Below are 23,701 nucleotides of genomic sequence, written 5' to 3'. Positions count from 1 at the left end.
CCCCTCACTCCATTCTCTCATGAATAGGTGGACGGGTATCAAAAGCATGGAAGAGTTCTTCAAAGACTGGATGAACTTGAACCACACCTACTCGCCCATACAAATCTTGCATTAAACACTGACCGTTTTCCAAATCTCTCAGGCGTTTTTGATTGCTTTCATCTTCTCGATCCAAGCCAAAGAATTCCAAGGTTTTCTTGATTTCATGAATATCGGTACTGCGAAACGCAAACTTCAACCCGATATTATTCTTCAAGCGTTCATCCAGTAAATCATCACTATTTTGCGTAACAAAATAAACTCCGGCATTCATGGCCCGCCCAGCACGAACGAGCTTATTCGATAATGTTTTTCCTTGTGCCACTTGAAGAAAACTCCACGCCTCATCCAAGTCCACTATCTTGAAAATTTCTCGGTTGCTATGGATGAAGTCCAAAGCAAAAGTGGAAATGACGATTAGCATAGAAACACTAAGCAACTCCATGGTGGTATATTCTTCAAAAGTGGTTTCTGCATCTGGTAAAACTAAATCCGCTACTTGAATGATATTTAACTGTTTATCTAAACTAATCGACTGGGTAATCGAACCATCTGAGAAAAGCAAATGGGCAAAATCATAATCGGTAAAGGACTCGATATGATCGGCGATATTTTCCGCAACTGTTGAGCCCTCTTTTCGAAGCTCATTAATAACTTGTAGTAACCCTCGTTGATCACTTTGAGTAACGGTTCGAATGGCTTTGCGCAAAACAGGAAACTTCTCCCCATCCCGACTAGAAATTCCTGTTAAAAAAGTCAGGATATCAATCGCTAGACTTTCTGAGTCTTTCTTTTTCTTCATGATGACATAGGGATCAAGTAAGCCTTGATTTTCTGGCTTACTAGTCAAGTTGAGAATATTAATTTCATCCGCAATTTCTGGCAAGGTTTCTTTCCATCCACCACGTTCCCCTTTTGGATCGACAATCACAGCTTGACCACCAAAAAGGACGGCATAATAGACTAAGAGATTATTACTAAAGGATTTACCTCCACCAAGAGAACCAAGAAAAGCTGCGGCAAGTGCATTGGTAACTGACCCCTTTACCCCTTGTGAAGCCAATGCCGGTTTTAGATAAACATTGCGCCCCGTATCTACATTGTAACCAAAGTAAATGCCTTCCAATTCTCCTAACATTTGAGTGGCGCCAAAACCAAGTCCTGCTAAAAAATCAGACGTAACATATTGGATATAGTCATTCATATATCGCTTACTAGAAGGTAAGAATTCTTCATGTAGACCCATCATATCGCCAAAGGGCCGGACTAGTTTTACATTGGTATCGTCATAAAAATCCAAGACTTCGTCACAGCAGCGTTTTAGTTCATCAACTGATTCTGCACTCACTCGAACCACATAGCTCAATTTGTACATGGATTCCTTGGACTGATCCAAGGTGGTTTCTAGTTCATCTACTGAATCCAAAGCGTCCAAAACATTCGAATTGGTCTCATTGTCGGATTGATAGGCGTGGTTGTCTAATCATTCCTTTAAAAAGAAGGATAGTTTAGAAATCAACTACCCTTCAATAATTTTGTTAATATGGATACTCAAAAACACCTCGACTCGTTACCAAATAATTTCCCCCAATCTCCAAGTCTCGACCACACGCATCAAAATCAATATACGTCTTCAAGTGTTCTGGTACTTCGCCAAAATCACCATTTTCAACAATCAAGAAATACGCTACATCACTCATATCATCACAGTCCGGATAATAGACAATATCATCCACATGCTCTACCATTTCTTCAAAAGAATTAAAGAAAGCGTGTTGAATCTCTGAAGCAACTTCACCAACTGGTGTTCCTTCAAGTTCCTCCGCTAAGCCACACAACCGATTAATTTCCTCAATTGGCGTATATTCATCAATCTCAAAAGGCAGTTCATAATCATGAATCGCATATTCTTCATATTCGTCATTTAATCCAATCCGTTCTTTCACTTCATCAAAATCGATAGGTGGGGTAAACCACGCCCCCACCAACTCACCTTCATTGTATTTTCCAAGATTCGCGATATAAATACGCATCTGTTCCATCATGATTCCCCCTTATGCACCGACGATTCGATTAAACAAATTCAGTAAGACATCTTTCACACCAGAAGCATTAAAGACTAGACCTACCGCAATCAAGGCAACCACCAAAAAGCCAATCAGTTTAGAAAACTCTCGCTTAAATCCTAAAAATAAACCAATGACTACAATCGCCAGTAAGACTAAAGATTGGGCGTTGGTCAAAAACCATTGATACAAATTTTGTCCGAAATTCATTTCATCACTTTCCTTTCTTTTCCATTGCTTGACCCGCCACTACCACCAAAAACCAATAACATATCTTTCCAATTTCCATCAAAATTCCTCTTTTCATACAATCAAGTTTTCAATTGCCATACTTTGTTGTTCTAAAATCTTTTTGTGCCGTTCAGATAATTCGGCGTTTAATACCATGTCACTAATAAAAGAGGTTCCTCTAATACGATCCAATTCAATCGTCATTTTTAAAGTAGGGGCGACTTGCCTTCCTAACCAGTTGTAAGTTCGTTCTATCGTGTACGGCTTTGGCTCTGAGGTCAATTGAATTTCTTTACGATTTCGACCGACAAATCGGCCCCACTTTTCATTAAGAGGCCAGTTGGTTCTTCTTTTTCCTTGTACCTTGTCTGCAATTCGCATGTAGCGAGTAATGATTGAAAACGTAGTGCTCTCAATACTTCTCCCTTTCATCAAATCCATAATTGCGTGATAAGCACGTTCATTTTTCAACCGAATTTCAAACCGATTCTTCGTTTCTGTCTGGTCGAGAGGTATCCCTAGTTTGATATATTGCTCATAGTCTTTTTCATAGAGACAAAAATAAACCTCACTTTTGAGACTGCCTATATATAAGGTATTCCCCATGCCATCCTTTTCATCAGCTTTCAACAGCTCCCCCGACCGATAACTTTTAAAGGTTCGGAACAAGGAAATACATTCTTCGTTTTGGCATTTTTTGGTTAAATAGGGAATATTCAGTAATCCTGCACGGTCATTGATTGCCAAATCCAATCGTTTCATCACGCCGCCTAACTTTAAACTTGTCTCAAAAAAATCATACCAACTTCTTTTTTGCGCAAGTAAAAATGTTTCGAATTGCCGACAACCACGTCCTTTCATTTCAATGAGAATACCTTTGTCTTCTTCCTGAGATACCATCACTACAATATCTCCCATAACATATTGTTCTTGGTAAGAATAAAAGGCATAATCCTCATGAAGCATATAATCAAAATTTAGATGCAAAACCTCTTGTATAATTTTTCGTGCGTTTGTAGTTGGAAATCGAATGCGTACATAATCAAATAGCAAAGTTAAAGGTAAATCAGGGTTGAACGTTTCTAGCTGTTGAAAAATCTTTCTCATGACACTTTTAGCCGGAACCTTCTTTCCCGACTCAATTTTATTGAGATACTCTCGTGATAAATCACAAGCTATTGCCAATTTGTTTTGAGTGACCTTATACTCCTTCCTTTTTTCCTTCAATAGTTCTTTTGTAAAATTTCTTCTCATTGATGATTCACCACCAAATTTCAAAATGTGAACTATCCAACTTGAGTTCACATTTTCTAAAAATACTAATTATCCTTGATATACCAGCAATTCTTAATCGTTGCTTGCTTATTTTTTGTGTTTTTGTACCCCCCTGTTAGATACGGGGGGTGAGACATCATGGCCGGCTGGCGCCGTCCATGAACAGGCACAGCACCACGGAGGATTTCTGCTTCGCAAATCCTCCGCGGTCAGCGCCTATCAGTTGGTTTATTTGGCGGTTACTCCTCGGCAATGCCCCCAATTTCCAACTCTGCCTTAATCTCAAACAAGTCTTGACGGATATTCGATTCTTTTGCATGATCCGCAATCCGTTCCAATTCACTGATGACTTGATTCAGCTCAATTCGAGCATCGGTTTCCTCGTCCATTACATATGAATCACCAGGGACTTTCACCCCATTTTTGCAAATATCAAAATTGAGCCGGCGTAATTCTTCTTCTAGTTCTGAATCTGACTGAATCTTACCAATCACCCAGTAGATTTCTCCAATCAACTCATCATAAATCATGCCTATCCACCTCCTTTAATCTTCTGGCAATATCAAAAATGACCGGAACTGTCACAGAGTTTCCGGCCTGTTTGTACAATTGACTATCTGAATTGACTTGAGCTGCCCGATCAAAAGCACAGTCTGGAAAGCCCTGAAGCCGCCAGCACTCTCTAGGTGTTAGCTTCCGAATCTGATACTGATTTGTGACGACTGCTTGTTGGTCTCCTGTTAATAAGGTATGCACACTTTGTTTTCCCAGACGTCCTCGGCGACTTGTGGAATTAGGAAAAGCCAGGTTCACACTGTCCCCTGGCTTCACCTCTTGATATTCTGTTTTATTTTTTCGAATCATGATCTTCGTTCCACCTTGTTTCGTTGACAAAGTGGGAGCTGTTCCGGTCACCTCGTAAACCCGATTACCTTGTTCAAAATTTCCCGGCAACATACCGGCTACTGAAATCCCCTCATTTACCGGCAATGCGATTTTGATTCCTTCATCGCCTGTTAAGGTTGGTGCTACACCATCTGAACCATAGACTTGGCCCCCCATTCCACGATTGGAAGGATTGATATTTACTAAGTTTCTGATGTTTTGATCAGATGTTGGAGACGATCCAATGATAGGAAATACCTGTTCGGTACATGCGTCTCGAGAATGTCCGATAAGGAAGACCCGCTCGCGACTTTGGGGAACGTAGGCCTTTGAGTTAAACACCTGCCATTCCACATCATACCCCAATCCATCCAGCGTTCGGAGGATCGTCTCGAACGTAGCCCCTCCTTCGTGATTGAGCAACCCTCGGACGTTCTCAAGGAATAGAAACTTAGGCGAACCGAGCGATTTCAAAGAATAAAGTACCTCGAGTATCGGAAAATCCTTGCCGCTTTCCCGCAATTGAAAAAGCTTGGCACGGAAATCCGCCGCAAAGGATGTCCACTAGTCCGAGGGATTGAATAAACTCGTCTGATATACTTGTGATGTCATGCATTTCCACCTCCTCTCTAGTATCATGAATTGCCTTATAACTACGCCTAGCAAATTCATCAATTTCACAAAAGCCGATACAGTGATGGCCCGCTTGTTCCATACCTAAGCGAAAACCACCAATCCCGGCAAATAAATCTAAAAATGTCATAAATCACCTCATTCATTGCAAAGAAAAAAGCCAAGAACATTTTTTGCTCTTGGCTACTAGGCTATTCACTTTGTCACATTTTCTATCCAAATATAATTAATTTTTTTGCTAATTAAGCAAACTCATTCAATATTTTTGCTAAAGTTTCTTTGTCATGTACGCCAACAAGCTTGTCAACAACCCGACCGTCTTTTTTTATCATTAATGTTGGAATACTCATCACACCGAATTCACTAGCCGTAACTGGATTATCATCCACATTCAATTTAAAAATTGATACCTTATCACCCATCTCAGCTTCTAATTCATCCAAAATAGGAGCCTGCATTTTACATGGACCACACCATGGAGCCCAAAAATCGATTAATGCTAATCCCTGACTTGTTTCTTCTTTAAATTGTTGATCATTAATTTTTTTCATTTCTTCACCTATTCTATACATTTATTTTTGAGTTTTCTTCAATATATTTATATGCCTCTTGACCTGCAATACTTCCATCACCTACAGCTGTTGTAACTTGACGTAATACTTTTTCCCTCACATCTCCAATAGCATAAATACCAGGAATGGTAGTCCGCATTCTCTCATCCGTTCTGATCCATCCATTATCATTTACAATTCCTAAGCTTGTAAATGGTTGGGTAATAGGATCTAAACCGACATAAATAAATACTCCGTCAGCAGTAATTTCTTTCGACTGATCGTTTTTTGGATTTTTTAATTGAACTGAGGTCACTTTCATTTGGTTTCCCTTAATTTCCTCAATTACAGCATTCCATTCAAAAGAAATTTTTTCGTTATTAAAAGCACGTTCTTGAAGTATTTTTTGTGCCCTTAAGGTATCTCTTCGATGGACAATTGTTACCTTAGAGGCAAATTGTGTTAGGTAAATAGCTTCCTCCACCGCAGAGTCTCCACCACCAACTACTAATAGTTCTTTATTTCTAAAGAACGCGCCGTCACATACCGCACAATACGATACACCCATTCCTGAATAAGAATCTTCACCTTTTACTCCAAGCATTTTATGAACTGCGCCTGTGGCAATGATTATCGTTCTGGCTTGATACATTTCATTTAAGCCATTAATAATTTTTATACTGCCACCATTCTCAATTTTCTCAACAGTATCATGCTTTAACTCGACACCAAATTTTTCTGTACCAGCAAGCATCTTCATGGATAAATCTGGTCCTAGAATAGATTCAAATCCTGGATAGTTCTCAATCTCTGCAGTATTGTTCATTTGTTCTCCAGGAAGCCCCTTTTATAACATCAACACTGAAAGATTTGAACGTACTGCATATAAAGCAGCGGTCATACCTCCGGGTCCTGCCCCAATTATTACTACATCATAGATCATAGGTAACCTCCTTTAAAAATTTATCACTTTAGATTCTAATTTAATCATGATTTTTTGTTCCTACGTTACCACGATTACATCTAATTCCATTTACATTCCTCCACAATTTCTAATTCAAAACCTATTCAACTAACGAGTTGAATACTAACATAAATATATTTCTCTGGCAAAATATTTGTATCAAGAAAAAAACCGCCTAATTAATAGGCAGTTTCAATTTCTTTCTATCAATGAGAGATATGATGTAAATTCCAATCATTTACACTTTCGCTAAGTCGAACAGCCTGTCGACCATATTTTTCTAAAATCGCAATTGCCTCTTTTGCCATCAAGCAATGCGGCCCACGGCAGTAAGCAACGATTTCTTTATCTTTCGGTAAGTGATTAATCATACTTTCCAACTCTTGCACAGGCATCGAAATAGCACCAGGAATATGGGCAGTTAAGTATTCCTCTGAAGGTCTTACATCAATCAGTACAACCTCTTTTGCCTGAATCTTTTCTTCTAAATCTTCAATCGTCAAAATGTAATCGTCTTCTTTAGGATTTTCAAAATTTTGCTTAATCACATTTCGCTTAACAAGCTGATCTTGGGCGGTTTCAAAAAAGAGCGTCAACATATTCTCAATGTTCACATCAAAAACTTGATAATAAATATAATTTTTATATTTTTGATTTTTAACTAAGTGAGCTTTCAAAAGGGTCTGTAAATGTTTGGAGACATTCGCAACAGATAAATCAGTATCTTTTGCAATATTCTCAACTGTTTTTGGAGATTGCATAAGAAGGCTCATGATTTCCAAACGATTTGAATTAGCTAAAGCTTTCCCCATCAAAGAATATTGTTCAAATAACTCTTTATTAGTGTGATTCATCTCAATTTTTCTCCTTTAAGATTTTCAATCTCTTCTACTAAAATAGTTCAATTAATAAGTTGAATAGTATCCATTTAATCACGTATTGTCAATTGCTTTGAGTTTTTTACTTTCAATACTGTTCTCCTGTTTGACATAAATTTATATCTTGTTTTCTAGAAATTCATGATATTTACCTTATCTCTAAAAATAGATTAAGAAAATAAAACAGATTAAATGTCGGTTTGTATTTTAGCGTTATTCTTTAGATTTAAGATTTACTTGTATTATGTCCTGAATGGCATCTAAAAAGTTATAACTCTTTGGAACTAAAGGAGTATAAAACTCACTAATCACACTCCCGCCTGTATCCACATAACCTCGTCCTTTGATGCGTTTCATAAAGAAGTTTTTTTCAACCTCACCAAACATCATGGAATACCCGAGTTCACTCATCCTTCCCAAGGCCACACGGAAGTTAAATTGATCCCGAATCCCATCTCCTAAATATTTCGCATCCGGTCTTTGACAAGCTAAAATCAGAAAGAAACCAGATTGACGACCTAACATCACGATTTGCTTGAGCTTATTCAAAATCACCGCACTTTCCTTCGTTGTTAACATCTCCATATAAGCCACGTATTCATCAAAGATTAAAAAGTTGGGCGGAAGTCCCAAATACGCATAATTCTCTCCTGTTTTGTAGTTTGGCATTTCTTTCATCGCCACACTACGAGCCATCATGCGTTCATAGAAATCCTCCACACAAGTAGAAATTTCATCTTTTTGGGAGTATACGTGAGTCATTACCGTGCTTAAATCGGCTAAGTCCGCATTTTTTGGGTCAAGAACAAATAGTTCTGCATCAGATTTCAGCAAAGCCTCGATAATGGTGAGTAAGAAATAGGTCTTCCCACCACCAGTGCCACCTGCGATTAACATATGAGGTAAGGAATCATACGCCCACACTTGATTTTTCATCAATCGCAAAGCTCCATTTTCTGCCACCACCTCCTTAATTCCAATTCGATTGGCAATCATATCGTAAAGCAAAGTATATTCCACATAAGAATCCTTGAGTTCCTTTTCCACTAGCTCACAATACAGCCCACTCTCCAACTTCTTTTCTAACTTTAAAAGCTGATCCTGATACTTTCCTAATGATATTTGGACACGAATGGAAATCAAGCCGTTCTCCATACGGTAATAGATTTTGGGGAAGTAACTGATGGTCTCCTTCGTTCGGCTCCTATCCAAATCTTTGAAAAAGCCTTCACTCTGGGTTTGTTTCACTTCGTACCAATGATTTTCCAGAATCATCCGGGCTAGCTTTTGTCGATGCCACAGACTTCGCCAGTGATCATGAAAAAAATGAATATAAAATAACATTAGACTTCCCGAAAGCGCCAGACTTCCAAGCAGACGGACTAAATCTTTCATAGCCCAAGTGATTTCAATAGTGGAAAGTGATAGCTTAGAAATATCTAGCTGCCTAAGCTCTTGAAAATAAAAGATGCTCATCCAGCCAATGAACAAAGCGATTAACCATCCAAGAACAAAGTGATAAATTAAGTGTTGATCGCTTGCTCGTATCCGATGTCCTTTGTACAATTTGATGTTTTCCACCTCCAATCGAAAAAAGCCCAACAGAAATTTCATTGGGCTAATTTCAACAAGTTATGCTAGTCATTTACTGCTATGGGGAGTTGCTTGGTTTCAACTAATTGCTTTAAAAAACTTTCAATGGCATCCGGCATTTCCACACCAATCTCTTCTAATACGGATTCGGCTTCCCGACACAAGCGTTCATCTACTTCCACAACCATGAAGAAAGAGCCTTCTTCATCTAACCAATCCAAGACATCGAACTCTTCTTCGTCTGGTTCAAGAAAATCTTGATGCATAATCAGAAATACTTTTTCGTTCACCGTCAGAGCTTTGTTCATTTGTTCTTCGGTTAGCTCTCCTTTGCCATATTGTTCCAGACAATCCATCATATGCTCAACATCAATTTTCATCCTCTTCACCTATTTCTTCCCTTCGTTTTGATTGGTAGAAGTTCCTTGATTTTGCGGGCGTTTCAGTACCAAATCATCCGCTTTAATGAACCAGTTGACGGTGGTCCCTTCTCGGAAAACATAATTGGCGACAGTATCCACAATTGGATTCACCAAATCGACTTCTGCATCATAGGCAAACTCACGTAATGGAACATTTGCTGGAATACTGACTTGAATCATTCGACCTTGAGCCGAGGATTTCAAATTATAAGTCCGTTCTTTGATCTCATTACTAATCGTTCCATCCTCATTTTGTTTGCGAACTTCCCGGCGCAATGCGGAAAACCGCAATTTCCCAAACGTTAATCCGGAATCTACAACAATACCTTCTGTTAATCTCATATTCTTTTCCTCCTATGCTTTCACTAAATCATCGACATGCAACACGTAATCGGTAAAACCACGGTTCTCGATTTCATAACCCTTGGCAACTAAGTGGGGATTGACAGCCTTCAATGGTTGATCTTGATCAAAATCCTTTTCCCCGGCTTCCGCTGCGACCACCACTTCAATATCATCGGCGCGTTGCTTACTGGAATATAAATGATAACTACGACCAATCACCGTAGTATACCGCCCATATCCTTCTGTTAGAATTTCGCCTTCACCGGCATAACTTATCTTTCCAAAGGTTTCGACCATATTTGGTACGACAAATTTTAATTCCATATTTTTTTCCTCTTTTCATTTTTAGTTTGGATACAAAAATAGCGCGACCACTTTTTTAGGAGGCGATCGCACACATTGGTTTTTACTATTTACTTGTTTCATCTCATCACCTTAGTTTCGGCGATTCCAGAAATAATACCCAGCAGTCGCAAAGATTAAGGTAAACCCAATGAATAGGAGAACGTTGGAATTTTTCTCCCCAGTTTGAGGGAATGTCTTTACTGTGGGACTAGATTCTTGAGAGTCACTTGGAACAGTTGGTGTTTCCGGTTGGTCTGGTGTACTAGGGGTTGTCGGAACTTCTTTTGGTGTTAAGGTTTGGGATTTTTCTTTCAGATCTTCATTGTGTTTGCCATTGATATTGCCATCTTTGTCGTAATTGATTTCCGCAAAGGTAAACTTAGTTCCTTCTGGATATTTGCTGGTATCGACTTTTTCTGCAAGCACAGTTTTGGTGAATTCTTTGTCATTCACTTCATAATCAATCTTGCCAGATTTCCAAATTTCTTTGTTTGTACCATCTGGTAATAAAGCATACAAAATGGTTTCAAAGGCTTCTTTTGAGCCATCCAGAACATCATGGGTAATGGACACATCGTCAAACATATCTACCACATCACCATGAGTAAAGGTCTGAGATCCGTCTTCTAAGTGCGCTTTTGTTTGGATGGAAACATGACGTTCCACTGTACAATTGACAGTTTGTGCTTGATTATTCAAACTAGCATCTTTTGCGACTGGCTCATCGCCCGCTTCGAAAGCTTCCTTGTTTTCATACACATAGTTGAATAAGACAATGGTTTTATCCAAAACTTGTTCGGCGGTTAATTTATGCAGAATTTCCCAAGTTCCTGTTTTCTCTTTGTTCGCCAAAGTTGCGGTTGCTTCGGCAATTACGACTGGTTTCGCTTGTTCATCTTTTTCTTGGTCAGCTTTTGTGGCTTCCACATCGATTGCTTGAGCCACCACATACCAATCGTCTTTGATTTCATGCAAGTTGTAACTCAATTTATCAACTAGCTCTGTAGAATCCAGAGTTGTCAATTCTTTGTTTCCGTCTTTCCAAGTCGCTAGAGAAGTTAAGCTGTCTTCTTCCTCAGACAAATCATAAAGCATTAAACGGTTCAGACTAACAGAGAAATTCGTATTGGTTAGCTTCTCATAAGGTACTTTCACTGTTTTAATCGGCTGCTTTTGTCCTTTTTCGGTAATGGTAAAGACATATTCGATCTTAGCATAGTCTTCTTTATTTTCTTTGAAAGTAGAATGGATTTCTAGCGGTGTAATCTTTTGGAATCCTTCTGGTGCTTCTACTTCTTCTAGTAAATAATCCCCATAAGGCAGATTTTCAAATTTGCCATAACCATCAAAGCCTAGCTGTTCATTGTAAGCTGTGGTCGCTTCATCCTTAGCACCGGTAATTTCTTCGGTTCCTTCTAACGGTGTTACCTTAAAGGTTAAATCATTAAAGCCCGTTTCGGTAGTCCCGGCAGCAGATCCGGCAAACTTGAAGAAATCAAAGCCGAAGCGGATTACTTGTTCCTTTGCCGTAACATCTCGGGTAATCACGGCATTTTTTTCGTTATCATCCACTTTTTTGATGGAAACAGGGTACTTGTTTCCATCTAAGGCGTAGCCTTCTGGCGCTTTTGTTTCTTGCCAGTAATACTCATTAATTGCTAAGTGTTTAGCAGCAATTTGATTCTTTTCATCTAAAGTCAAAGTCACAGTTTCATCAGAAGCTTTCGTGCCCTTCACTAATTCTGGTTTAAAAGTCTCGCTCCATTTAACAGCTTGACCATCTTTTGCAGTAAAGAGAGTATATTCAGCTCCTGTAAACTCAGCTTTCCCTTGAGTTTTATCCCCAGTATCCTTGTCTTCTTTCGTCAAAGTGGTTTCACCAGTAATTTCTTGGTTTTGCCCTTTCACATTACTGGTAACAAGAGCCACGGTCTGATTGGCATACTTCAATTCAACTTTTACTGGTTTAAAAGTATTTACGAACCCATTACTAGCTTTGGTTTCTGTCACATAGTATGTTCCTAGCTCCAAAGCATTAGCAATATCTTTTGGTGTCTCCGCATGACCTTTTTCGTCAGTTGTGATTTCTTGGACAATTTCACCAGTTGGGCTATCTTTCCGTATAGCAAAAGCATTGCCAGCTAGTGAGTAATTATCGTTCCAAAAATCACTACCTGTTTCAACTCCAGTTTTATCCAGAATAATCTGACCTTTTTCTCGCGTATTTTTTGAAGTCACGGAAATTATTTCGCCCGCTTTAATGGTGGCAGTCAGTGGTGTGGTATCAATCGTATAAGGCGCCGGCACCGATTTTTCAGTAATGGTTACTTTCGTGCCATGAGGAATCCTATCCAATATCGCAATTCCTTCTTTATCCGTAGTCACGTCTTTTTCAGGAAGTACCTTGCCGAAATCTAAATGAAAAACTGTCCCAGGTACCACGTCACCAGATTCTTTATCGATTTTTTTGATCTTCAAAGAGCCCTCAGTTTCCACGTCAATTTTGATAGTGTAGGTATTGGGCTTATCAATCGCCCCCGCCATCAAAGTTTGTTGGCCAGCCATTTTATAAGCTACCGGTGTTCCTGTATTAGCGGATTTCTTTAAGGTTAACACACCGCTTTCTTTTGAATTGGCATTCGGGGTAATCACTAATTGATTGCCATTCACCCGATAATCAATGTTTGCGGTATTTTCGATAACCTCATCAAACTCCGATAAATTCAAGCCATTCGTATCGGTTACAGTCGTTGATTGACCTAACACGGTTTTCACTGTGGAATTATGAAAGCTTGGTTTCTTCTGATAGTCGGCAATTGCTTGATTAATTTTTGCCTCAATAGCCGCAATATTTACTGCACTACCATCGGAACGTTTGATAGAGTGAAGTGTATAGCCATTGACTTCTTGCCAGATCATCTTTTGAGCAACAATATGAGTATCCACATCCGTACCCGCTTCTTTCCATAAAACCGAAACTAGTTTTGCTTTTTCTGACATATCCGGTAATGGATTTTTCTCATAACCTGGAGTGAATTCATTGTAAATTGGCACTCCTGGTTCAATACAGAAAATATCTTGTTTCACACCATTGTAAACTGCATAGTGCGGAACGGTGACTTCTGACATAGGACGCCCATCACTAAACGTCCCTTCGACAGCATACTGGTGAGCCAAATCCAATTCAACCGTCACTGTTTGTGGATGCGTAACTTCCTCCGCAAAAGCAATCGTTGGCCCAAGTGATCCACCGATTGTTTGACATAATAGGCCCAGTGTTGCAAGCAACCGCCAATTCTTAAATCTTGGCTTTTTCATAATATTATTTGTCAAATTAAGCGAGACAAAACTTTCCATTTACGTAACTCAAAAAAACTTCTAATGGTGTTTGGTAATTTAGTGATTTTCTAGGGATATGGTTTCTTTTGGACGCAACGGATGAGATGAATCCTTGATTGACTTGGTTGAAGTCCATTTCTTTTGGTAGTCCATCTTTTCGGAGGAGTCCGTTTGAATGTTCATTTAATCCCCGTTGGGAAGGCGTTCCTGGGTCTGCGAAATAAATATCAATATCATTCGTATTACTAATACTTTTCCAATTAGAGAATTCTTTTCCACAATCAAAGGTAATTGATTTGAAAAGATTTTTGGGTACGGATTGAAGCCATTCATTAATCGAATTTTCAATATCAACTGCCTTACGGCCTTCTGGTTTCAAGGCGATAATGGCTTTTGAAAGTCGCTCAACGAGCGTGATGACGGCACTTTTATGGTGGATGCCGACAATCGTATCACCCTCTAAATGTCCAAATTCTTCTTCGAAAACGACATAATCTTTTTTACGCTCAGAAATATTTCTTTTGAATGCCTGTTTTCCACGTTTTTCCTTATAACCATTTGGTTTTCGTTTTCCTTGCATCGGTAAATGTAAAACATTGAATTCTCCCGTCTTAAACCGGCGATAGAGGGTACTTACTGAACAAGAGAAGGTTCGCTCTGCACGGCCAATAATGACGTCTGGGGTCCAACCTTCAGTTGATCTTTTTGCAATGTATTCTTTTTCCTCAGCAGGAAAAATGATTTCGGTTCTCCCACAACGTCGCTTATTTTCTTTGTATTGTTCAAAGTATTCAAGTGCTGTTCCACCACATTTGAGAAAGTTATAGACATTGTAAATTGTTTGGCGTCCACGTTTAAGCTGCTTCGCAACAATAGCAACCGGAGTTTCTTGATGAAAATATGCTTCTATCATTACAAGCTCGTTTGGTGTAAGATGGGTATAAGTCATTTATGTTCACTCTCCTTGTATGCTTTAGCGGGTATTACAATTTGAGTGTAACATAAATGGCTTTTTTATTTGTCTCGCTTAATTATACAAACGGCGTAAAATAAATCTCCTTTCGTTTTTGGGTAATAAAAAAAGACGTCCAAATTTCAATTTTGAACGTCTGATTTAGAGTGCTACTATTTAGTTTTCTTTGTCTTGGATAGGTTGTTTCTCTGCTTATAGATTTTGATTCTTCGATAATCAAATCCTATCTCTGTCATTAATTCCTCCCAATTTTTGTTTGTTCTTTTCATGATTGTATCAACTGACGGTAGTTTTGGGGATTGAACTAATTTTCGAAACTTTGTCATTGATAAATCATCTTGTAAGTCCAAGCGGATTATTTCATTTTTTAGTTCTAACAGCAGTTCAAAATCAGTAAAACTAGGTTTCTCATTTTTCACTTTAAAAAGAGGCCGTATATCTCCTAACCGCTTTTTAACAGTGCTAAGTGAAGGAATGTCCTTCTCTACTGATTTTTTTCGTACATTCGCTGAGAACTTATCTTCTCACACTTAATAAAAGATTCTACTATTTCCAATAATTCTTGTTCTGACATTCTAGACCATTTTCCATAATCAGTATTTTCTTTTCCTATACTAATCAATAAATTCTCCCATGATCCATATTTTTTGTTAATGAACCACATGCTTGGTGCAGAATTTGGATTTTCTGCTAGCTTTTTCTGGTATTGACGGCTAGATTTAATTCCGTGTTTTTCGATGAATTCATTAATTGTTAAAATCAGTTTTAAATCACTTTGATTTTTCCAAATGATACGTCCATCATTTTGCTTCACGATAAAAACTCCTAAAATTTATTTAGATAGAAGCCTATCACATCAACTTTTTAGTAGAAAAGCACATGTTTTGCCTTTTTTGCTAATAGCTGACCCTTTAAGAAACTCGGGTTCAAAAGTTGCTAAATTCGGTAAATGTTTTGGTATTTTTCGTATTATATTTGTCGTCAAGCTGACTACTAAATTTTGCCCTATTTTGACGACACTGATAGTCAATGTCGGACAATCTAGGACAATTCGGGGGAATATGAGTGAAAAATGGTCCAAAACAGCCAAAAATGGCTAAAAACTGTGATAGAGAAAAAAGAAAAAGCCCTTGATATACAAGGACTTTTCACAGATTTCAGATTTCCAAGGAAGTTTTCCGTGTTTATCTTCTGATTTCTTTGATACGAGCAGCTTTTCCGTGTAATGCACGTAGGTAGTACAATTTTGCACGACGTACTTTACCGTAGCGAACTACTTCGATTTTTGCAACACGTGGTGTATGCAATGGGAATGTACGTTCAACGCCCACTCCGTTAGAAACTTTACGTACTGTATAAGTTTCGCTGATTCCAGCACCGCGGCGTTTGATAACAACACCTTCAAATAACTGGATACGTTCACGAGTACCTTCAACAACTTTTGCGTGAACACGCACAGTGTCACCAGGGCGGAACGCTGGGATGTCAGAACGTAATTGTTCTTTTGTTAATTCTTCGATTAATGGATTCATGGTTTTCTTCTCCTTATTCCAAATATTCTTATGAGCTTTTCTCACAGCGGAATATCGTAATAGTTAAGTGCTTTTGCACTCACCATAAAATACTAACATATTATCAACCTACTGTAAAGAATATTTTAGAAAAAGTCACTTGGCTTCATCTGCTGTTTTTTCTTGTTCTTCTTTCTTGATTTCTTCTAAAAATTTCGTCATTTGAGGTGTCCATTCAAGTGTTTCCAAAAGATCAGGCCGACGTTGATAGGTCCTTCTTAGTGATTCTTTTAATTGCCATTCTTCAATCAATTTATGATTTCCATTTGTCAATACTTCTGGTACTTTCATCCCTTTATATTCTGCCGGGCGAGTATATTGGGGATGTTCCAATAAACCGGTTGAATAAGAATCCGTTTGAGCTGAAGTCTGATTCCCTAACACATCTGGCAAAAGCCGAACTGTTGCATCGATCATGACCATCGCACCTAATTCTCCCCCAGTAAGGACATAATCTCCTAAGGAAACTTCATCTGTCACTAATGTGCGGATACGTTCATCATATCCCTCATAATGACCACAAATGAATACTAAGTGTTCTTCTTGTGAAAATTCTTCTGCCATTTTCTGATCGAATCGTTTACCAGCTGGGTCAAGAAGAATTACTCTTTTTTTGACATCCGGTGCAGCTTTTTCAATGGCTTGGATGTTATCATAGATGGGCTGGACTTTGAGCAGCATACCTGCTCCACCGCCGTATGGATAATCATCTACTGTCTGATGTTTGTTATCTGAATAATCGCGGAAGTTAGAGATATTGATATCTAATAATCCTTTATCTACAGCCTTACCGATGATGGATTCCCCCATAGGACCTTCAAACATTCTTGGAAATAAAGTCAATACATCAATCTTCATCGTCAATCAGTCCTTCTGGAATTTCTACACGGACCACTCCAGCTTCTAAATCGACTTCTTTGACGACAGAAGCGATATATGGAAGCAATATATCAGCTTTTTTCGGACGTTGAACGACCCAAACATCATTGGCACCTGGTGACAAGATTTCTTTTACTTTACCTAACTCAGTTCCATCTTCTAATACATGCAGACCGATGATCTCATGGTAATAGAATTCATTTTCAGCTAGATCTACAGAGTTGTCTTTTGACACTTTTAATATGCCATCCCGATATTTTTCCACATCATTGATAGAAGGATGTCCTTCAAAACTCAATAAGTCAAAATTTTTATGTTTGCGATGACTTTTGACTGTTAATTCCACAGGTGCTTTTCCGTCTTGGAATAGTGTTAACACCGTTCCTTTTTTGTAACGTTCTTCTGGGAAATCCGTTGTTGAGATAACACGGACTTCGCCTTTGATACCTTGTGTGTTTACGATTTTTCCTACATTCAAGTATTCAGTCAACTTATATCCCCATTTCTTTTTTGTCTGTTTTATTTTAGCATGTGTGAAGAGGCAATTCTAGTTTTCTTTTAAGGTATTAAGCCAAAATTATGCAAAAATGCGGCGTGCTATTTTTGATTACTTCCTGTGACTTGGAGTTAAATGATGGGCTCAGATCAGCGCGCTGATTTCACAACCTCTTCATAGAAACTGCCATCTTCAACGCAGACATAGGATCTTGATGAGTGATCGTATAGGCATTTTTCGGTTCTTGCCAGCTTACTTCTACGGCTCGATTCGTCGTATCACCCATATCAACAGTAATTTTACCAAATTGTTCAGGTGCTGGTAGACTGTTTTCTTCCAAATAAGCTACGATTTCTTTAGCTAATAGTAAGGGATCTTGGCCTTCTATATTATTCCCACGGATTCGAATACGCCAGTTTCCTTCTTGCCATTCAAGAAAACTTGAACCTGCTGCACCTTGCTGATACCCTGTGATTCGAGAACCTAAGTCCACTTGCTGACCATTTGTGTCGATCTCAAAGGGCTGCAAAACTTGGATTGTTTCTTGACTAGAAGCAAACCCATATTGATATAGATAGGTTGCAATAGGCGTTTCTTGATTCAATTCGTCAGCATTCAACCCGAGGGGACGATCTGTTCTGTAATATAAAATAGAATAACCTTGCTTTGTATGTGTCGCTGCGATATTGAGATAGCCTGAAGAGACTGGTACATCTAGAGGCATGGGAACATTTGGCTGTTGTTCTTTCAACTGGTCTAAAGCAGTCTTTTTCTCATTATTTGAGGTAGCCATTGTTTGTTCAGTGGTGGTAGCCGTTTTGGTACTACTTTTTTCTGGACTGGTAACAGTTTCAGATATACTGCTTGATAGATGTGTATTGTCTGATTCTTGAGTAACCGAACTACAAGCGCTTAACAATAGAGCAAATGGAATAAATAACATTTTCTTTCTCATTGGCTGTTCACTCCCTCCTCCTATAAGGATACGCTTTCTTGCTTGTTTTGCCAAATAATCATTTCTTCAATTAATAAAAAAACAAAAAAGCTGCACTCGAAAATTCGAGTACAGCACGTTTATTTACTTTTCCTTATCATCGATGATATTCAAACGCACTTTTTTCGGTGCATTGATCCGAACACCGTAAACGATTGTGCGGATTGCTTTAGCAACACGCCCTTGTTTTCCAATGATACGGCCAATATCTTCAGGAGCCACTGTTAGATTGTACTCGTAAAAGTCTTTCGACTCTACGACGTCTAACTTGACTTGATCAGGATAAGTGACTAGCGGACGAACGATTGTTAAGACTAAGTCGCTTAAATCTTTCATATCCGGTCACCTTATTTCTTTGAGAATTTAGCTTCGTGGTGTTTTTGCATAACGCCTTCTTTTGAAAGGATGTTACGTACAGTGTCAGAAGGTTGTGCACCTTTTGATAACCAGTCAAGAACTAAGTCTTCTTTTAAAACTACTTCTGCAGGGTCTTTCAAAGGATTGTAAGTACCTACAGTTTCGATGAAACGTCCATCACGAGGAGAACGTGAATCAGCTACGACGATACGGTAAAACGGACTCTTTTTAGAACCCATACGTTTTAAACGGATTTTAACTGCCATTATTTATTTCCACCTCCATTGTTTTATTCACAAGATGTAGTGTAACAGTTTTTTTTTACCCTGTAAAGCTTTTTTTCTTTACAGCTTGATTAAATTCGATTTTTTTTAGGAACGCCGTTTGTATAATTAAGCGAGACAAATAAAAAAGCCATTTATGTTACACTCAAATTGTAATACCCGCTAAAGCATACAAGGAGAGTGAACATAAATGACTTATACCCATCTTACACCAAACGAGCTTGTAATGATAGAAGCATATTTTCATCAAGAAACTCCGGTTGCTATCGTTGCGAAGCAGCTTAAACGTGGACGCCAAACAATTTACAATGTCTATAACTTTCTCAAATGTGGTGGAACAGCACTTGAATACTTTGAACAATACAAAGAAAATAAGCGACGTTGTGGGAGAACCGAAATCATTTTTCCTGCTGAGGAAAAAGAATACATTGCAAAAAGATCAACTGAAGGTTGGACCCCAGACGTCATTATTGGCCGTGCAGAGCGAACCTTCTCTTGTTCAGTAAGTACCCTCTATCGCCGGTTTAAGACGGGAGAATTCAATGTTTTACATTTACCGATGCAAGGAAAACGAAAACCAAATGGTTATAAGGAAAAACGTGGAAAACAGGCATTCAAAAGAAATATTTCTGAACGTAAAAAAGATTATGTCGTTTTCGAAGAAGAATTTGGACATTTAGAGGGTGATACGATTGTCGGCATCCACCATAAAAGTGCCGTCATCACACTCGTTGAGCGACTTTCAAAAGCCATTATCGCCTTGAAACCAGAAGGCCGTAAGGCAGTTGATATTGAAAATTCGATTAATGAATGGCTTCAATCCGTACCCAAAAATCTTTTCAAATCAATTACCTTTGATTGTGGAAAAGAATTCTCTAATTGGAAAAGTATTAGTAATACGAATGATATTGATATTTATTTCGCAGACCCAGGAACGCCTTCCCAACGGGGATTAAATGAACATTCAAACGGACTCCTCCGAAAAGATGGACTACCAAAAGAAATGGACTTCAACCAAGTCAATCAAGGATTCATCTCATCCGTTGCGTCCAAAAGAAACCATATCCCTAGAAAATCACTAAATTACCAAACACCATTAGAAGTTTTTTTGAGTTACGTAAATGGAAAGTTTTGTCTCGCTTAATTTGACAAATAATAGAAATAGAAGATTTTAGACTTCTTTTTTGTTAAAAATAAGTAATCTATCTTCTATGTAGCTTTTGTCAGTAAGTGTTTTTATTTGCTCCAGTTACTTATTTTTTGTAAGATTGTTATAGATAGTTTGAAGGGGGAAAAATCGTATGACAAAAAAAATTGGATTTTTTATTGGTAGTTTAAGAAAAGATTCTTACAACAAAAAAGTAGCAGAAGCTTTTGCGAAATTGCTTCCTGAAGGGTACGAAAGTGTATTTGTAAAAATCGATGATCTGCCATTTTACAATGAGGATCTCGAAACTCCAGAACAGGCTCCTGCTGAATGGACTCGTTTTCGTGAGGAAGTGAGGGGACTAGACGGTGTCGTTTTCGTTACTCCTGAATACAACCGTTCTGTGCCAGCAGTATTGAAAAATGCTTTAGATGTAGGCTCAAGACCTTATGGACACAGTGTTTGGGATCATAAACCAGGTTTAGTCGTTACTGCATCACCAGGTGGGATCGGCGGCTTTGGCGCAAACCACCATCTACGACAATCACTTGTCTTTTTGAATGTGCCAACCTTGCAGCAACCGGAAGCATATATCGGAAACGTTGCGAATCTAATTGATGAAAATGGTAATATCGTTGAAGGAACATTAAGTTTCTTCCAAACGATTTTAGATGCGTATCTAGATTTTTCTAACAAATTAACAGAGTAAAAAGCATAACGGTAATAAAAAAGGCAACTATGTACAGGACATTTCTGCATATAGTTGCCTTTTTTATTTTATTTACTTCTACTTTCGTACATAATGCAATTCGATAAATTCACCGAATCGTGTCGTGTCTAGCATTTCAAAACGCGCTTCATATGTTCCTTTTTAGAATAAAGGAATCCCGTCCCCTAATAATACAGGGGTAATCTGGATATACCATTCATCAATCATTTGATGTTCCAATAGCGGTTTGATCAATCGACCGCCACCCACAACCCAGATATCTTTTCCTTCTGTCATTTGTAGATTTTTTAGAAAAGCAACAGGATCTTCGTTTACGACCTCAGCATCTGGCAATTGTAATTGTGCGTGGGTGGAAAAAACGAAATTCTTTTTCTCTGGATAAATTGCTTCGGTCTCCAAATATTTTTTTGCTTCCTGATAAGTTTTTCTGCCCATGATGGTCGTATCGATTGTTTCATAAAAAGCTTCATAAGTGGTTTGCTTACCTGTTGGAGTGTCAAAAAGCCATTGAAGATCATCCGTTTTCGTTGCCAAATAGCCATCTAAACTTATAGCACCATAAAATATGATTTTCGCATGCTTTATTCGCCCTTTCTGCCGATACGTACGACCTCTTCTTTGCGGAAACAACTGTCAAGGTGATCATTGATGATCCCGACAGCTTCTAAAAAAGCATAGATTGTTGTGCTTCCGATAAATTTAAATCCTCTTTTCTTTAGATCTTTTGCTAATTCATCTGAAAGAGGACTTGTTGTTGGGACTTCTTCTTGTGAATGATAAGAAGAATCAACGATTTTTCCATTAGAAAACGACCAAAGATACTCTGAAAAACTGCCGATTTCTTCTTGAATTTTCAAGACTGCTTTGGCATTTTGGACGGCTGCTTCGATTTTTCTTCGGTTACGAATAATTCCTTTGTTTTCCATTAGTTCACTGATTTTTGTTTCTCCATAATTTGCGACTTTTTTAATATCGAATCGATCATATGCTTCATCGAATGCTTCACTTTTATTTAAAATCGTCTGCCAGCTCAATCCGGCTTGATTAATATCAAGCATCAATTTTCGGAACAGCTTTTGGTCATCATATTCAGGAACACCCCAGACAGTATCATGATATTGCCGCATACTTTCTGTTTGTTCACTCCACGGACATCTCATCTGTGCCACCTCTTCGTTTAGAGTAATTGTATTAGTAAAGAATAAAAATTGCTGATAGAAAAGCTCCGGCAGTAGACATTTTCAGTCTGTACCGAAGCTGTTTTTTTCATCTTATTTCCGTTTTTTCTTTTTCTTCTTATTTTTCTTGATCATTCGATTCATCGCCATTTTGCCTAGTTTTCCTTTGACGCCTGAACCAAACATTTGGTCCATACCTGGGATGTTCATATCCCCTTTGGACATTTGCTGCATCATTTTTCTTGATTCCTTGAATTGTTTGATCATTCGATTCACTTCAACAACACTGTTTCCAGAACCGGCAGCAATTCGGCGACGACGGCTTGGGTTCAACAGATCAGGATTTGCTCTTTCTGCTGGCGTCATAGAATAAACCATCGCTTTTTTGCGTTCAACATCTTTTGGATCTACCTTGACGTTTTCGATTCCAGGGACTTGATTCATTCCTGGGATCATTTTGATTAGATCTTCCAGTGGGCCCATACCCATCACTTGATCAAGCTGTTCAATAAAGTCATTGAAATCGAATGAATTTTCCCGCATTTTCTGTGCAAGTTCTTCCGCTTTTTTCTCGTCATAGTCTTGCTGCGCTTTTTCAATCAATGTCAGCATATCCCCCATACCAAGGATACGGCTAGCCATACGATCTGGGTGGAATACTTCTAAGTCAGTCAATTTTTCACCAGAACCGATGAATTTGATTGGTGCGCCTGTCACTGAGCGGATCGATAGTGCTGCCCCGCCTCGAGTATCCCCATCAAGTTTAGTGATGACGACCCCTGTAATACCTAATTGCTGGTTGAAGCTATCAGCTACGTTGACGGCATCTTGACCAGTCATGGCATCGACAACAAGCAAAATCTCATTTGGTTGCGTCAATTCTTTGATTTGTTTCAACTCATCCATCAATGTTTCATCGATATGCAGACGTCCTGCCGTATCGATCAATACATAGTCGTTTTTCTTTTCTTTTGCTAACTCCATCCCTTGACGGACGATCTCTACCGGGCTGACTTCAGTTCCCATATCAAATACAGGAACGTCTAGCTGTTGACCTAATACTTTCAATTGGTCGATCGCAGCTGGTCGATATACGTCCCCTGCGATTAGGAGCGGACGAGCATTTTCATTTTTCTTTAAATAATTGGCTAATTTACCAGTAAAGGTCGTTTTACCTGCCCCTTGAAGACCAGCCATCATGATAACAGTTGGTATTTTTGGTGATTTATTTAACTCTGCTATTTCAGAACCAAGTGTGATCGTCAATTCTTCATCAACGATTTTTACGATTTGTTGTGCAGGTGATAAACTTTCCAGCACTTCTGCCCCTACCGCACGTTCGCGTACGCGCTTAGTAAAATCTTTGACTACTTGCAAGTTAACATCGGCTTCTAGTAAGGCAAGGCGGATTTCCCGCATCATTTCTTTTACGTCAGCTTCTGATACTTTTCCTTTTTTTCTTATTTTTCCCATCGCCTGCTGGAGACGTTCAGTTAAGCTTTCAAATGCCATATTTTCTTCATTCC

The 23,701-nt window shown here is 38.6% G+C and carries 22 protein-coding genes and 5 pseudogenes; 2 read left to right on the top strand and 25 right to left on the bottom strand.

What is annotated here, in order from left to right:
• Window positions 1–4 precede the first annotated feature (4 nt).
• The 22 genes and pseudogenes from IGJ87_RS04310 to rpsP all read right to left on the bottom strand — a co-directional run.
• Window positions 5–1,522 (bottom strand): annotated as a pseudogene (locus tag IGJ87_RS04310) (ATP-binding protein); the annotation flags it as partial.
• A gap of 55 nt (window positions 1,523–1,577) precedes the next feature.
• Entirely contained in the window at window positions 1,578–2,081 is a 504-nt protein-coding gene (locus IGJ87_RS04305) for an antirestriction protein ArdA (RefSeq protein ID WP_010718210.1), read from the bottom strand.
• A gap of 12 nt (window positions 2,082–2,093) precedes the next feature.
• Complete coding sequence (locus IGJ87_RS04300) at window positions 2,094–2,315, bottom strand: hypothetical protein (RefSeq protein WP_010718211.1); 222 nt, start codon at window positions 2,313–2,315, stop codon at window positions 2,094–2,096.
• A gap of 93 nt (window positions 2,316–2,408) precedes the next feature.
• Entirely contained in the window at window positions 2,409–3,590 is a 1,182-nt protein-coding gene (gene mobT, locus IGJ87_RS04295) for a MobT family relaxase (protein WP_010718212.1), read from the bottom strand.
• 260 nt (window positions 3,591–3,850) lie between these two features.
• Window positions 3,851–4,141: a hypothetical protein gene (locus IGJ87_RS04290; RefSeq protein ID WP_010739401.1), complete on the bottom strand. Its 291-nt coding sequence runs from the start codon at window positions 4,139–4,141 to the stop codon at window positions 3,851–3,853.
• Window positions 4,131–5,259 (bottom strand): annotated as a pseudogene (dcm, locus tag IGJ87_RS04285) (DNA (cytosine-5-)-methyltransferase). Before dcm ends, IGJ87_RS04290 begins: the two are co-directional and overlap by 11 nt.
• A 112-nt stretch (window positions 5,260–5,371) precedes the next feature.
• Window positions 5,372–5,680, bottom strand: coding sequence for a thioredoxin (gene trxA, locus IGJ87_RS04280; protein ID WP_010718215.1), 309 nt, complete (start codon window positions 5,678–5,680; stop codon window positions 5,372–5,374).
• A gap of 13 nt (window positions 5,681–5,693) precedes the next feature.
• Window positions 5,694–6,623: pseudogene (gene trxB / locus IGJ87_RS04275) on the bottom strand (thioredoxin-disulfide reductase).
• 227 nt (window positions 6,624–6,850) lie between these two features.
• Window positions 6,851–7,498 carry an ArsR/SmtB family transcription factor gene (locus IGJ87_RS04270; protein ID WP_123840688.1) on the bottom strand — a complete coding sequence of 216 codons (648 nt, stop codon included), beginning with the start codon at window positions 7,496–7,498 and terminating at the stop codon, window positions 6,851–6,853.
• Between the two features lie 237 nt (window positions 7,499–7,735).
• A complete protein-coding gene (locus IGJ87_RS04265; protein ID WP_317753587.1) occupies window positions 7,736–9,088 on the bottom strand; it encodes an FtsK/SpoIIIE domain-containing protein in 1,353 nt (450 codons plus the stop codon).
• Between the two features lie 71 nt (window positions 9,089–9,159).
• The gene (locus IGJ87_RS04260) at window positions 9,160–9,495 is read right to left on the bottom strand and encodes a type II toxin-antitoxin system RelB/DinJ family antitoxin (RefSeq protein ID WP_010718219.1); all 336 of its coding nucleotides are present in this window, start codon (window positions 9,493–9,495) and stop codon (window positions 9,160–9,162) included.
• Between the two features lie 9 nt (window positions 9,496–9,504).
• Window positions 9,505–9,879 (bottom strand): YdcP family protein, encoded by a 375-nt coding sequence (locus IGJ87_RS04255; protein ID WP_010718220.1) that lies wholly within the window; start codon window positions 9,877–9,879, stop codon window positions 9,505–9,507.
• Window positions 9,880–9,891: 12 nt separating this feature from the next.
• Window positions 9,892–10,206, bottom strand: coding sequence for a YdcP family protein (locus tag IGJ87_RS04250; RefSeq protein WP_010718221.1), 315 nt, complete (start codon window positions 10,204–10,206; stop codon window positions 9,892–9,894).
• A gap of 111 nt (window positions 10,207–10,317) precedes the next feature.
• Window positions 10,318–13,545, bottom strand: a complete 3,228-nt coding sequence (gene fss3 / locus IGJ87_RS04245; RefSeq protein ID WP_317753588.1) for a fibrinogen-binding MSCRAMM adhesin Fss3 — start codon at window positions 13,543–13,545, stop codon at window positions 10,318–10,320.
• A gap of 16 nt (window positions 13,546–13,561) precedes the next feature.
• Complete coding sequence (locus IGJ87_RS04240) at window positions 13,562–14,515, bottom strand: IS30 family transposase (protein ID WP_002325884.1); 954 nt, start codon at window positions 14,513–14,515, stop codon at window positions 13,562–13,564.
• 176 nt (window positions 14,516–14,691) lie between these two features.
• Window positions 14,692–15,353 (bottom strand): annotated as a pseudogene (locus IGJ87_RS04235) (hypothetical protein).
• Between the two features lie 370 nt (window positions 15,354–15,723).
• The gene (rplS, locus tag IGJ87_RS04230) at window positions 15,724–16,071 is read right to left on the bottom strand and encodes a 50S ribosomal protein L19 (protein ID WP_002286913.1); all 348 of its coding nucleotides are present in this window, start codon (window positions 16,069–16,071) and stop codon (window positions 15,724–15,726) included.
• 135 nt (window positions 16,072–16,206) lie between these two features.
• Window positions 16,207–16,968, bottom strand: coding sequence for a tRNA (guanosine(37)-N1)-methyltransferase TrmD (trmD, locus tag IGJ87_RS04225; protein ID WP_002293717.1), 762 nt, complete (start codon window positions 16,966–16,968; stop codon window positions 16,207–16,209).
• Window positions 16,958–17,479, bottom strand: coding sequence for a ribosome maturation factor RimM (gene rimM, locus IGJ87_RS04220; RefSeq protein ID WP_002293716.1), 522 nt, complete (start codon window positions 17,477–17,479; stop codon window positions 16,958–16,960). Before rimM ends, trmD begins: the two co-directional genes overlap by 11 nt.
• 169 nt (window positions 17,480–17,648) lie before the next feature.
• Complete coding sequence (locus IGJ87_RS04215; protein WP_002326259.1) at window positions 17,649–18,440, bottom strand: hypothetical protein; 792 nt, start codon at window positions 18,438–18,440, stop codon at window positions 17,649–17,651.
• Window positions 18,441–18,563: 123 nt separating this feature from the next.
• Window positions 18,564–18,815 carry a KH domain-containing protein gene (locus tag IGJ87_RS04210; RefSeq protein WP_002290277.1) on the bottom strand — a complete coding sequence of 84 codons (252 nt, stop codon included), beginning with the start codon at window positions 18,813–18,815 and terminating at the stop codon, window positions 18,564–18,566.
• A gap of 11 nt (window positions 18,816–18,826) precedes the next feature.
• Window positions 18,827–19,102: a 30S ribosomal protein S16 gene (rpsP, locus tag IGJ87_RS04205; protein ID WP_002290274.1), complete on the bottom strand. Its 276-nt coding sequence runs from the start codon at window positions 19,100–19,102 to the stop codon at window positions 18,827–18,829.
• A 208-nt stretch (window positions 19,103–19,310) separates the two neighbouring features.
• Between rpsP and IGJ87_RS04200 the strand changes: the two genes are divergently transcribed.
• Both IGJ87_RS04200 and IGJ87_RS04195 read left to right on the top strand, forming a co-directional pair.
• Complete coding sequence (locus IGJ87_RS04200) at window positions 19,311–20,264, top strand: IS30 family transposase (protein WP_002325884.1); 954 nt, start codon at window positions 19,311–19,313, stop codon at window positions 20,262–20,264.
• Window positions 20,265–20,421: 157 nt separating this feature from the next.
• A complete protein-coding gene (locus IGJ87_RS04195; protein ID WP_002293714.1) occupies window positions 20,422–20,976 on the top strand; it encodes an NADPH-dependent FMN reductase in 555 nt (184 codons plus the stop codon).
• 78 nt (window positions 20,977–21,054) lie between these two features.
• On the opposite strand, the pseudogene IGJ87_RS04190 reads toward IGJ87_RS04195, so the two are convergent.
• The 3 genes and pseudogenes from IGJ87_RS04190 to ffh all read right to left on the bottom strand — a co-directional run bounded on the left by IGJ87_RS04190 (window position 21,055) and on the right by ffh (window position 23,687).
• Window positions 21,055–21,627, bottom strand: a pseudogene (locus tag IGJ87_RS04190) (dihydrofolate reductase family protein).
• Window positions 21,579–22,157, bottom strand: a complete 579-nt coding sequence (locus IGJ87_RS04185) for a DNA-3-methyladenine glycosylase I (protein ID WP_002293710.1) — start codon at window positions 22,155–22,157, stop codon at window positions 21,579–21,581. Before IGJ87_RS04185 ends, IGJ87_RS04190 begins: the two are co-directional and overlap by 49 nt.
• A 111-nt stretch (window positions 22,158–22,268) precedes the next feature.
• Window positions 22,269–23,687 carry a signal recognition particle protein gene (ffh, locus tag IGJ87_RS04180; protein ID WP_263762441.1) on the bottom strand — a complete coding sequence of 473 codons (1,419 nt, stop codon included), beginning with the start codon at window positions 23,685–23,687 and terminating at the stop codon, window positions 22,269–22,271.
• Window positions 23,688–23,701: the final 14 nt, after the last annotated feature.

It is taken from the genome of Enterococcus sp. DIV1411a (assembly GCF_050531945.1).
In the GTDB taxonomy this organism is placed as follows: domain Bacteria; phylum Bacillota; class Bacilli; order Lactobacillales; family Enterococcaceae; genus Enterococcus_B; species Enterococcus_B faecium.
This window is presented reverse-complemented; position numbering and strand designations above follow the sequence as displayed.

Bases quoted from the DNA above. Each gene is read 5' to 3' on its own strand.
- ffh (WP_263762441.1), bottom strand. From the start codon at position 23,687: ATGGCATTTGAAAGCTTAACTGAACGTCTCCAGCAGGCGATGGGAAAA.
- IGJ87_RS04185 (WP_002293710.1), bottom strand. From the start codon at position 22,157: ATGAGATGTCCGTGGAGTGAACAAACAGAAAGTATGCGGCAATATCAT.
- trxA (WP_010718215.1), bottom strand. From the start codon at position 5,680: ATGAAAAAAATTAATGATCAACAATTTAAAGAAGAAACAAGTCAGGGA.
- IGJ87_RS04300 (WP_010718211.1), bottom strand. From the start codon at position 2,315: ATGAATTTCGGACAAAATTTGTATCAATGGTTTTTGACCAACGCCCAA.
- IGJ87_RS04195 (WP_002293714.1), top strand. From the start codon at position 20,422: ATGACAAAAAAAATTGGATTTTTTATTGGTAGTTTAAGAAAAGATTCT.
- IGJ87_RS04260 (WP_010718219.1), bottom strand. From the start codon at position 9,495: ATGAAAATTGATGTTGAGCATATGATGGATTGTCTGGAACAATATGGC.
- IGJ87_RS04270 (WP_123840688.1), bottom strand. From the start codon at position 7,498: ATGAATCACACTAATAAAGAGTTATTTGAACAATATTCTTTGATGGGG.
- rpsP (WP_002290274.1), bottom strand. From the start codon at position 19,102: ATGGCAGTTAAAATCCGTTTAAAACGTATGGGTTCTAAAAAGAGTCCG.
- mobT (WP_010718212.1), bottom strand. From the start codon at position 3,590: ATGAGAAGAAATTTTACAAAAGAACTATTGAAGGAAAAAAGGAAGGAG.
- fss3 (WP_317753588.1), bottom strand. From the start codon at position 13,545: ATGAAAAAGCCAAGATTTAAGAATTGGCGGTTGCTTGCAACACTGGGC.
- IGJ87_RS04215 (WP_002326259.1), bottom strand. From the start codon at position 18,440: ATGAGAAAGAAAATGTTATTTATTCCATTTGCTCTATTGTTAAGCGCT.
- rplS (WP_002286913.1), bottom strand. From the start codon at position 16,071: ATGAATCCATTAATCGAAGAATTAACAAAAGAACAATTACGTTCTGAC.
- IGJ87_RS04240 (WP_002325884.1), bottom strand. From the start codon at position 14,515: ATGACTTATACCCATCTTACACCAAACGAGCTTGTAATGATAGAAGCA.
- trmD (WP_002293717.1), bottom strand. From the start codon at position 16,968: ATGAAGATTGATGTATTGACTTTATTTCCAAGAATGTTTGAAGGTCCT.
- IGJ87_RS04305 (WP_010718210.1), bottom strand. From the start codon at position 2,081: ATGGAACAGATGCGTATTTATATCGCGAATCTTGGAAAATACAATGAA.
- IGJ87_RS04200 (WP_002325884.1), top strand. From the start codon at position 19,311: ATGACTTATACCCATCTTACACCAAACGAGCTTGTAATGATAGAAGCA.
- IGJ87_RS04255 (WP_010718220.1), bottom strand. From the start codon at position 9,879: ATGAGATTAACAGAAGGTATTGTTGTAGATTCCGGATTAACGTTTGGG.
- IGJ87_RS04250 (WP_010718221.1), bottom strand. From the start codon at position 10,206: ATGGAATTAAAATTTGTCGTACCAAATATGGTCGAAACCTTTGGAAAG.
- IGJ87_RS04210 (WP_002290277.1), bottom strand. From the start codon at position 18,815: ATGAAAGATTTAAGCGACTTAGTCTTAACAATCGTTCGTCCGCTAGTC.
- IGJ87_RS04290 (WP_010739401.1), bottom strand. From the start codon at position 4,141: ATGATTTATGATGAGTTGATTGGAGAAATCTACTGGGTGATTGGTAAG.